Origin of the sequence: Arhodomonas aquaeolei DSM 8974, assembly GCF_000374645.1 — a bacterium.
Lineage (GTDB): Bacteria > Pseudomonadota > Gammaproteobacteria > Nitrococcales > Nitrococcaceae > Arhodomonas > Arhodomonas aquaeolei.
On the sequence record NZ_KB894800.1, the window covers coordinates 518951 to 527320 of the forward strand.

Below are 8370 nucleotides of genomic sequence, written 5' to 3' on the forward strand. Positions count from 1 at the left end.
GTATCTCCCTGGGTTACGGTAGGAATCAGGCCGCGGCACCGGCGGCGTCGCGCCGCAGGTCCGCGACCGCACCGGGCCCGTAGACCCGGCAGAGGACATCGTCGTCGAGCGCCGACGGCGGGCCGTCGAAGACCACCCCACCGTCGGCAAGGGCGATCACCCGGTCGGCGAACTCGCGGGTGTACTCGACCTGGTGGAGACTGATGACGGCGGTGAGCCCGCGCTCGGTGCAGACGTCGCGCAGCAGCGAGAGCACCTGGCGGGAAGCACCGGGATCGAGGCTCGCCACCGGCTCGTCGGCGAGCACCAGCTCGGCCTGCTGGGTCAGCGCGCGGGCGATGCCCACCCGCTGCTGCTGGCCGCCGGAGAGCTGGTCGGCCCGCACCAGGGCCTTGTCCAGCAGACCCACGCGCTCGAGGCTGTCCAGCGCCAGCCGGCGCTCTCCGGCGGGCAGGGGCAGCGTACTGCGCCAGAAACCGTGGTGGCCGAGGCGGCCGATCAGGGTGTTGCGCAGCACGCTCACCCGGGGCAGGAGCTGGTGCTGCTGGAAGATCATGGCGGTGCGCCGGCGATGCCGGCGGATGGCCGCCGCGTCCTCGAGCGGCCCGACCCCGTCGGCGACCACGCGCCCTGCGGTGGGCGCGCGCAGCCGATTGAGGCAGTGCAGCAGGGTGGACTTGCCGGCCCCGGAGGGCCCGAGCAGGACGGTCACCGCCCCGCGCTCGAAACGCACCGAGGTCGGGGTCAGCGCGGTCACCCCGCCCGGATAGGTCATCGCCAGCGATTCGGTGTGGATCATCGCCGCCTCCGTGTTCGAAAAACCCGATCGCGATGGCGCGATCAACGAAAACGTCGAACAGGCTGGACGTCCGGGGTGACGGCGTGCTTAAGCGCGGATGATGTTTCCGTGACGGTGGGACGCGAAGGGGTCAGCCGGCGGGGCGCGGCAGCGCGGGGATCTCCAGGTGGCAGTGGACGCCGTGACCGGCATGGGGCTCGCGCCGCGGCGGCGCCTCGGTGCGGCAGATGTCCATGACGTGGGGGCAGCGGGTATGGAAGGGGCAGCCGGCGGGCCGCGCCGCCGGGCCCGGGTTGGTGCCGGTCAGGCGCGGGCGCGAGGGACGGCGGCGGCCGCGGGGTACCGCGGCGATCAGGGCCTCGGTGTAGGGATGGCAGGGGCCGCCGAGGACCGCGTCCGCCGGGCCCTCCTCGACGATCACGCCCAGGTACATCACCGCCACCCGGTCGGCCAGGTGACGGACCACGGCGAGGTCGTGGGTGATGAACAGATAGGCCACGCCCTGACGGTCACGCAGGCCGCGGAGCAGCTCCAGGATCGCCGCCTGCACCGAGACGTCCAGCGCCGAGGTGGGCTCATCCAGGACCACCGCGTCCGGCGTGCCGGCAAATGCCCGGGCGATGGCGACCCGCTGGCGCTGGCCGCCGGAGAGCTGGCCGCCCCGCCGCCGGGCGAGGGCCGGGTCCAGGGCCGCCGCGCGCATCAGCCCGGGCACGCGCTCGCGGGCGGCGCGGCGCCCGAGGCCGGCGAGCCGGCGGATGGCACGGGCGAGGATGAAGCCGATGCGGTGGCTCGGGTTGAGGGTGCCATCCGGCGACTGGAAGACCATCTGCAGCGGCTGCACCGCCGCGCCGCCGCGCCCGCTGCGGCTCACGGTACCGGCACGGGGCCGTGCCAGGCCGGTGAGCACCCGGGCCAGCGAGGTCTTGCCGCTGCCGGACTCGCCCACCAGCGCGAGGGTCTCGCCGCGGCGCAGGGTCACGTCGACGTCCCGAAGGATGGGCACGCCACCGAGGGTGAGGTGCAGCCCCTCGGCCCGGAGCACGGCGTCGCCGGTGCCCCCGCCGGCGTGGGTCCCCGTGGCCGCCCCGGCGCCCCGGTCCACCGCCGGGGTGTCGTCCGGGTACAGGCAGCGGCTGGCGCGCCCCGGTCCGGTCGCGGCCAGCGGCGGGCGCGTGCCCCGGCAGTCGTCCCGCGCCACCGGGCAGCGGGGCGCGAACACGCAGCCCGCCGGCCGCTCGCCGGGCTCCGGCGGTGCGCCGGGGATGGGCCGCAGCGGCCGCCCGGCGGCGTCGAAGTCCGGGATGCAGGCAATCAGCCCGGCGGTGTAGGGATGGCGCGGGTCGTGGAATAGCGTCTCCGCCGGCCCCTCCTCCACCAGCTCACCGGCGTACATCACCCCGACCCGGTCACACACCGCCTGGACCACGCCCAGGTTGTGGCTGATGAACAGCAGCGCCACGTCGAGCTCGGCACGCAGGCCCTCGAACAGGGCCAGGATCTCCGCCTGCACGGTGGTGTCCAGCGCGGTGGTGGGCTCGTCGAGCACGAGGAGGTCCGGATCGCCGGCGAGGCCCATGGCGATCACCACCCGCTGCTGCATACCGCCGGAGAGCTGGTAGGGGTAGTTGTTGCGCACGCGGTGACCGTCGGGGATCTGCACGCGCTCGAGCATGGCCGCGGCGGCGTCCCACGCCGCGCGGTGGCCGAACCCGCGGTGCAGGCGGTAGACCTCGGCGATCTGCTCGCCGACGGTGAGCGCGGGGTTCAGCGCCGTCCCCGGGCTCTGGTAGACCGCCGCCACGGTGCCGCCGCGCAGCCGGCGCAGACCTTCGGCATCCAGCGCGGCGAGGTCCTCGCCGGCGATGCGGATGCCGCCGGCACTGACCCGGGCGTTGTCCGGGAGATAGCCCATCGCCGCCATCGCGAGCGTCGACTTGCCGCAGCCGGATTCGCCGACCAGGCCGTAGGCCTCGCCCGGCGCGATGGCCAGGTCCACGTCCGAGACCGCCTCGTGCCAGCGCCCGCGGCGCCGGTAGGCGATGGACAGGCCGTCGAAGGCGAGGACGGGCGCGCTCACCGGCCCTCCAGGTCACGCAGGCCGTCGGCCATGAGCGAGAAGCCCACCACCACGAAGGCGATGGCCCCGGCGGGAAACAGCACCGTCCACGGCGCGCTGGTCAGCAGCGCCCGGTTCTCCGCGACCATCAGGCCCCAGTCCGGCGCCGGCGGCTGCACGCCGAGGCCGAGGAAGCCCAGGGTCGCCGAGGTGAACACCGCGTAGCCGAGGCGGATGGTGCCCTCCACCACCAGCGGGCCGCGGATATTGGGCAGGACCTCCACGGCGAGCACGTACAGCGGCCCCTCGCGACGGATCCGCGCGGCCTGGACATACTCCCGGCGCACCTCCACCAGCGCCGCGGCCCGCGCGGTGCGCGCGATCAGCGGCGCGAACACCAGCCCGATCACCAGCACCACGTTGCCGGTGGAGCCGCCGAGCATGGTCAGCGCCAGCAGCGCGAGGATGACGATGGGGAAGGCCATCACCGCATCCAGCAGCCGCATGATGACCTCGTCCACCCAGCGCCCGAAGTAGGCCGCGCTCATGCCGATGGCCGCCCCCAGGACGAGGCCGATGAGGGTCGCCGCCGGCGCGATGAGCAGCACGTAGCGCCCGCCGAAGAGCACCCGCGAGAGCACGTCGCGGCCGTACTCGTCGGTGCCGAACCAGTGCGCCGCCGACGGCGCCTGGCTGAGCGCGCCGTAGTCGCTCACCGTCGGCCCGCTCGGCGCGAGCCACGGCGCCGCCGCGGCGGTGACCAGCCACGCCGCGACCATCGCCAGCCCGACCGCCAGCGCCGGCGAGCGGCGCAGGGGCTCAAGCACCCGCCAGGGCATGGCGCACCCTCGGGTTGAGCCAGGCATAGACGACGTCCGCGGCCAGATTGGCGAGGCCGAACACACCGGTGATGAGCAGCGCGCAGCCCGCGAGCAGGGGGACGTCCTTGTTGGAGGCGGCGTACTCCATGAGGCTGCCGATGCCCGGGTAGCGGAACAGCGTCTCCACCACCACGAGCCCGCCGACCAGCCAGCCGAGCTGCGCGCCGATGACGGTGATCGTCGGCAGCAGCGCATTGCGCAGCACGTGGTGGCGGATCACCCGCCGCCGGGGCAGGCCCTTGAGCACGGCGGTGCGGGTGTAGTCCGCCGCCAGCTCGGAGCGCATGCCGGTGCGCACCATGCGGAAGAGATAGGCGAACAGCAGCAGCACCAGCGACAGCGCCGGCATCAGGAGGTGGCGCAGCCACGTCACCAGCCCGGCCCCCTCGTCCGGCAACGCCTGCACCGGCAGCCAGCCGAGCCCCACGCCCAGCCCCACGATCAGGAACACGCCGGTGACGAACTCGGGCATCGCGCCGAAGGTGAGCCCGACCACCGAGGCGAGGCGGTCGAACCAGCCGCCGGGCCGGCGCCCCGCGGCCACGCCGGCGGCGATGGCCACCGGCACCAGCAGCACCAGGGCGTAGCCGGCAAGCAGCAGCGAGCGCCCGAGCCGGGCCAGCGCAAGGGGGAGCACGTCGGTATCCAGGGTCAGCGAACGGCCCCAGTCGCCGGTGAGCACGCCGCCGAGCCACTGCAGGTAGCGCAGCGCCGCCGGCTGGTCGAGGCCGAGCTGGCGGTTGAGCTCGGCGACCGAGGCGTCGCTGGCGAACGGGCCGAGCACGATGCGCCCGACGTTGCCGGGCATCACCGAGGTCATCAGGAAGATCAGCACCGAGGCGACGAGCAGCGTCACCCCGAGCAGCAGCAGCCGCCGGAGGACGAACCGCGTCACCCGCGCCTCCCCGGCGCGGTATCGGGCGTGCGTATCACGGTATGTCCCGGCGCCCTATCCCGCCAGCCAGGCCCCGCGCAGGTCCAGGTAGTTGGACATGTGCGCGCTCACGCCGCGGACGCGGCTGCGCACCGGGCGCAGGCCGTTGGGGAAGTAGGTGATCACCGCCGGCACCTCGTCGTGGAGGATCTGCGCGAGGCGCGTGGCCAGATCGTCGCGCTCGGCCTCGTCCGTGCTCGCCTCGAACGCGTCGAGCAGCCGGTCGAACTCGTCGTTCCGCCAGTGCGGGGCGTTCCACTCGGCATCGCTGCGGAAGGCGGCGGCGAGGATCTGCCCGGCGGTGGGCCGGGCCGTCCAGTCCGTGAGGCCGAGGGGGACCTCCGTCCAGTGACCGTAGTACACGTTGAGGGGCTCGACGCTGATCTTCACGCGGATGCCCACCTCGGCGAGCATCTGCTGGGCGAGCACGGCGTACTGGGGCAGCTCCACGAACCGGCCGGTGTACAGGTCGATCTCGAAGCCGTCCGCATGACCCGCCTCGGCGAGCAGCCGCCGGGCCTCGGCCACGTCGCGCTCGCGCTGCGCCACCGACACCTTCTCCGGGTAGATCGGGGCGACGGGGTGGTCGTTGCCGATGTCCGCCCGCCCGCCGAGCAGGGTCTCCACCATGGTCGGACGGTCGATGGCCAGCGCCACCGCGCGGCGCACGCGCACGTCGTCGAAGGGCGGCTGGTCGGTGCGCATGGTGAGCTGGCGGGTCATCGCCGACGGTGTCGTCAGCACCTCGACGCCGTCCGTGTCGAACAGCGGCTTGGCGTCCACCGGGCCGGCGAGGAGCATCATGTCCACCTCGTCGCCGCGCAGCGCGAGGATCTGCGGCTGGGCGGCGCCGTAGATGTCGCACTCGACGCGGTCGACGTACGGCCGCGGGGCGTCCCAGTAGTCCGGGTTGCGCTCGAAGACCACGGACTCCTGGGGGGTGTAGTCCACCAGGCGGAACGGGCCGGTGCCCACCGGGTTGGCGGCGAAATCGCCGTCGAAGTCCGCCGGCAGGATGATGGCGTTGTAAGTCTGGGTGTAATAGGGGAAGCGCCCCACCGGCTGGTCCAGCTCGAAGACCACGCGGTAGTCGCCGTCCGCCGACACCCCTTCCGGTCGCAGGAACGGCAGCTGCGAGGCGGCGGCGGTGGGGTTGTCCGGATCGACCAGGCGGCGGAAGGTGGCGACCACGTCCGCGCTGGTCATCTCGCGGCCGTCGTGGAAGCGCACGCCCCGGCGCAGCTCGAACGTCCAGCGGCGGCCGCCGTCGGCGGCCTGCCAGTCGGTGGCGAGGACCGGGCGCAGGGACAGGTCGTCCTCGGCCCAGACGAGGTACTCGCCCACCTGCTGGATCGCGGCGATGCCGCCGCCGCTGCTCACCTTCAGGGGGTCGATGGTCTTCACCGAGGGCAGCGCCACCCGCAGCGTGCCGCCGCGCCGGGGCTCGCCGTCCGCCGCGGCCCTCAGGGCGCCGGGCCACAGCCCCATGGTGCCGGCCCCGAGACCGGCCAGCCCCATGGCCTGGATGAGTCGCCGGCGCCGCCGGTCGATGAGGGGCGCGCCTCCCGTGCTGTCGCGATCCGCCACGGCATCCTCTCCCCGGTGGGTGTGTTCCGCCCGACTCTAACGGATCGCCGGAACGGATTCACCCGTGCCGGCGCGCCCCGGAGGTGGTGGCGTCGCCGACGCGAAGGTTAGTAACCTTCCCGCTCGCCACTCACCCAGCCGCCCGGGGAATGCCTGATGAAGATCGCCTCCTGGAACGTCAACTCGCTCAAGGTCCGCCTGCCCCAGGTGCTGGAATGGCTGGGTCAGGCCCGGCCGGACATCCTCGGGCTGCAGGAGACGAAGCTCACCGACGAGAACTTCCCGGCCGCCGAGATCGAGGCCGCGGGCTACCACGTCGCCTACGCCGGGCAGAAGACGTACAACGGCGTCGCCGTACTCGCCCGTGAACCGGTAACGGAGGTGGTCACCGACATCCCCGGCTTCGAGGACCACCAGCGCCGTGTGCTCGCCGCCACCGTGGGCACCACGCGCTTCGTCAACCTCTACGTGCCCAACGGAAAGGCCGTGGGCGACGAAAAGTACGACTACAAGCTCGCCTGGCTGGCGCACCTGCGCGAGTGGCTCGCCGCCGAGCTGGAGACCCACGGCGAACTGGCGGTGGTGGGGGACTTCAACATCGCCCCGGAGGACCGCGACGTCCACGACCCGGCGTCGTGGCACGAGCAGGTGCTCTGCTCCACCCCGGAGCGCGAGGCCCTGGCGGCGCTCACCGCGCTGGGACTGAGCGACAGCTTCCGCCGCTTCGACCACCCCGAGGCGACCTTCTCGTGGTGGGACTACCGGATGAACAACTTCCGCCGCAACCGGGGCCTGCGCATCGACCTCATCCTCACCGCCCCCCGGCTGACCGAACGCCTGAGCGCGAGCTACGTGGATCGCGACCCCCGCGGCTGGGAACGTCCATCGGATCACGCCCCGGTCGTGGCCGAGTTCACACCCTGACGAATCAATAACCTGCCACCCATCGGGGTTCCGAAAACCGGGGCACGCTAGTGTGACACAGGTCCTCGCCCGGACCCCGGCGGTGCTGGCCTAATCCGGGCATCCAAGCGGCAGCGCTCCCCGGGGGTGGGGGAGGGAGCGTTCCGCCGCGACTACCCCAGCGATGACTGCACCCGGCGTGAGCCGGCGTGCTGGAGGACCGACTATGTCCCGCACCTTACGCGTGTGCCGGTCGGCGGCACTCGTCCTCGGTGTTTCCCTGTTCCTGACCGCCTGCGGGGGCGGCGGCGGAGGCGGCAGCTCGAGTAGCAGCGACAGTCCGCCGGCGGCACCGGTAACCGGAGATGCCGCCATTACCATCTCCTGGCAGGCCCCGACGGAGCGGGAGGACGGCTCCGCGCTGTCGATGTCGCAGCTCGCCGGCTATCGTGTCTACTATGGCACCAGCCCGGGCGACTACAGCCAGGAAGTGGACATCAGCGATCCCTACCAGCAGTCCTACACCATCGAGGGACTGTCGTCGGGCAGCTACTACATCGCGCTGCAGGCCTACGACGACAGCAACCGCCTCAGCGCGATGTCCGACCCGGTCAGCGTCCAGATCAACTGACCGGCTCGCGCCGGCACGCCGGGCGGCGTGCCGGCCGGGCTCAGCCGAACCACCAGTCGGTGGGTGCCGGCACCGCCTCACGGCGCTCCAGCCACTGCATCCCCTTCACACAGCGCACGATCAGCCAGATCACGGTGAACAGCAGCACCAGCCAGCCGATGAGGATCAACGAGGTGATCATGCCGATGAACGACAGCCCCAGGCCGATCCAGAAGGTCCGGATCTGCCACGTGTAGTGGCTGCGCAGCCACTCCGGGGCTCCGTCGCGATAGATATAGGCCATGACCACGCCGATCAGCCCGGTCACACCGAGCACCAGCGCCACCAGGTAGAGGATGTAGATCACCCGGACCTTGCCGGTATCCCCCTCCGGCACGAGCGGCTCCGCGCCCCCGCGGTCGGGCTGCGTGGTGTCTTCTTCTGTCATTGTCTCTCCCGCGTTCCTTGTGCCTGATCCCTGCCCCAGTATGGTCAAGCAACGGTGACAGGCAATAGCGCGAGCAGGCAGTATCGTGACTCTCGCGCACGGCAGGGGACGACGACGTTGCAGTATCACGACCTTCGGGAGTTCATCGA

8 protein-coding genes are annotated in these 8370 nt (G+C 72.4%); 2 read left to right on the plus strand and 6 right to left on the minus strand.

All coding sequences use genetic code 11. From position 1 onward, the window contains the following. Window positions 1–25 precede the first annotated feature (25 nt). The 5 genes from phnC to C516_RS0102235 all read right to left on the minus strand — a co-directional run bounded on the left by phnC (window position 26) and on the right by C516_RS0102235 (window position 6260). Window positions 26–799: a phosphonate ABC transporter ATP-binding protein gene (gene phnC / locus C516_RS0102215; protein ID WP_018716726.1), complete on the minus strand. Its 774-nt coding sequence runs from the start codon at window positions 797–799 to the stop codon at window positions 26–28. A gap of 130 nt (window positions 800–929) precedes the next feature. Continuing rightward, on the minus strand, window positions 930–2879 hold the full coding sequence (locus tag C516_RS0102220; protein ID WP_018716727.1) for a dipeptide ABC transporter ATP-binding protein: 1950 nt from the start codon (window positions 2877–2879) through the stop codon (window positions 930–932). Then, on the minus strand, window positions 2876–3697 hold the full coding sequence (locus tag C516_RS0102225; protein WP_018716728.1) for an ABC transporter permease: 822 nt from the start codon (window positions 3695–3697) through the stop codon (window positions 2876–2878). The genes C516_RS0102220 and C516_RS0102225 overlap by 4 nt, the downstream gene beginning before the upstream one ends. After that, window positions 3678–4634: an ABC transporter permease gene (locus C516_RS0102230; RefSeq protein ID WP_018716729.1), complete on the minus strand. Its 957-nt coding sequence runs from the start codon at window positions 4632–4634 to the stop codon at window positions 3678–3680. Before C516_RS0102230 ends, C516_RS0102225 begins: the two co-directional genes overlap by 20 nt. Before the next feature lie 54 nt (window positions 4635–4688). Next, window positions 4689–6260: an ABC transporter substrate-binding protein gene (locus tag C516_RS0102235; protein ID WP_018716730.1), complete on the minus strand. Its 1572-nt coding sequence runs from the start codon at window positions 6258–6260 to the stop codon at window positions 4689–4691. A 156-nt stretch (window positions 6261–6416) separates the two neighbouring features. Between C516_RS0102235 and xth the strand changes: the two genes are divergently transcribed. Both xth and C516_RS0102245 read left to right on the plus strand, forming a co-directional pair. Further along, window positions 6417–7184 (plus strand): exodeoxyribonuclease III, encoded by a 768-nt coding sequence (gene xth / locus C516_RS0102240; protein WP_018716731.1) that lies wholly within the window; start codon window positions 6417–6419, stop codon window positions 7182–7184. A gap of 205 nt (window positions 7185–7389) precedes the next feature. Beyond that, window positions 7390–7794 (plus strand): fibronectin type III domain-containing protein, encoded by a 405-nt coding sequence (locus C516_RS0102245; protein WP_018716732.1) that lies wholly within the window; start codon window positions 7390–7392, stop codon window positions 7792–7794. Window positions 7795–7834: 40 nt separating this feature from the next. On the opposite strand, the gene C516_RS0102250 is transcribed toward C516_RS0102245, so the two are convergent. Further along, complete coding sequence (locus tag C516_RS0102250) at window positions 7835–8221, minus strand: DUF4870 family protein (RefSeq protein WP_018716733.1); 387 nt, start codon at window positions 8219–8221, stop codon at window positions 7835–7837. Window positions 8222–8370 lie beyond the last annotated feature (149 nt).

Coding starts and splice junctions, on each gene's coding strand:
- C516_RS0102245 (WP_018716732.1), top strand. CDS start 7,390: ATGTCCCGCACCTTACGCGTGTGCCGGTCGGCGGCACTCGTCCTCGGT.
- C516_RS0102250 (WP_018716733.1), bottom strand. CDS start 8,221: ATGACAGAAGAAGACACCACGCAGCCCGACCGCGGGGGCGCGGAGCCG.
- phnC (WP_018716726.1), bottom strand. CDS start 799: ATGATCCACACCGAATCGCTGGCGATGACCTATCCGGGCGGGGTGACC.
- C516_RS0102225 (WP_018716728.1), bottom strand. CDS start 3,697: ATGCCCTGGCGGGTGCTTGAGCCCCTGCGCCGCTCGCCGGCGCTGGCG.
- xth (WP_018716731.1), top strand. CDS start 6,417: ATGAAGATCGCCTCCTGGAACGTCAACTCGCTCAAGGTCCGCCTGCCC.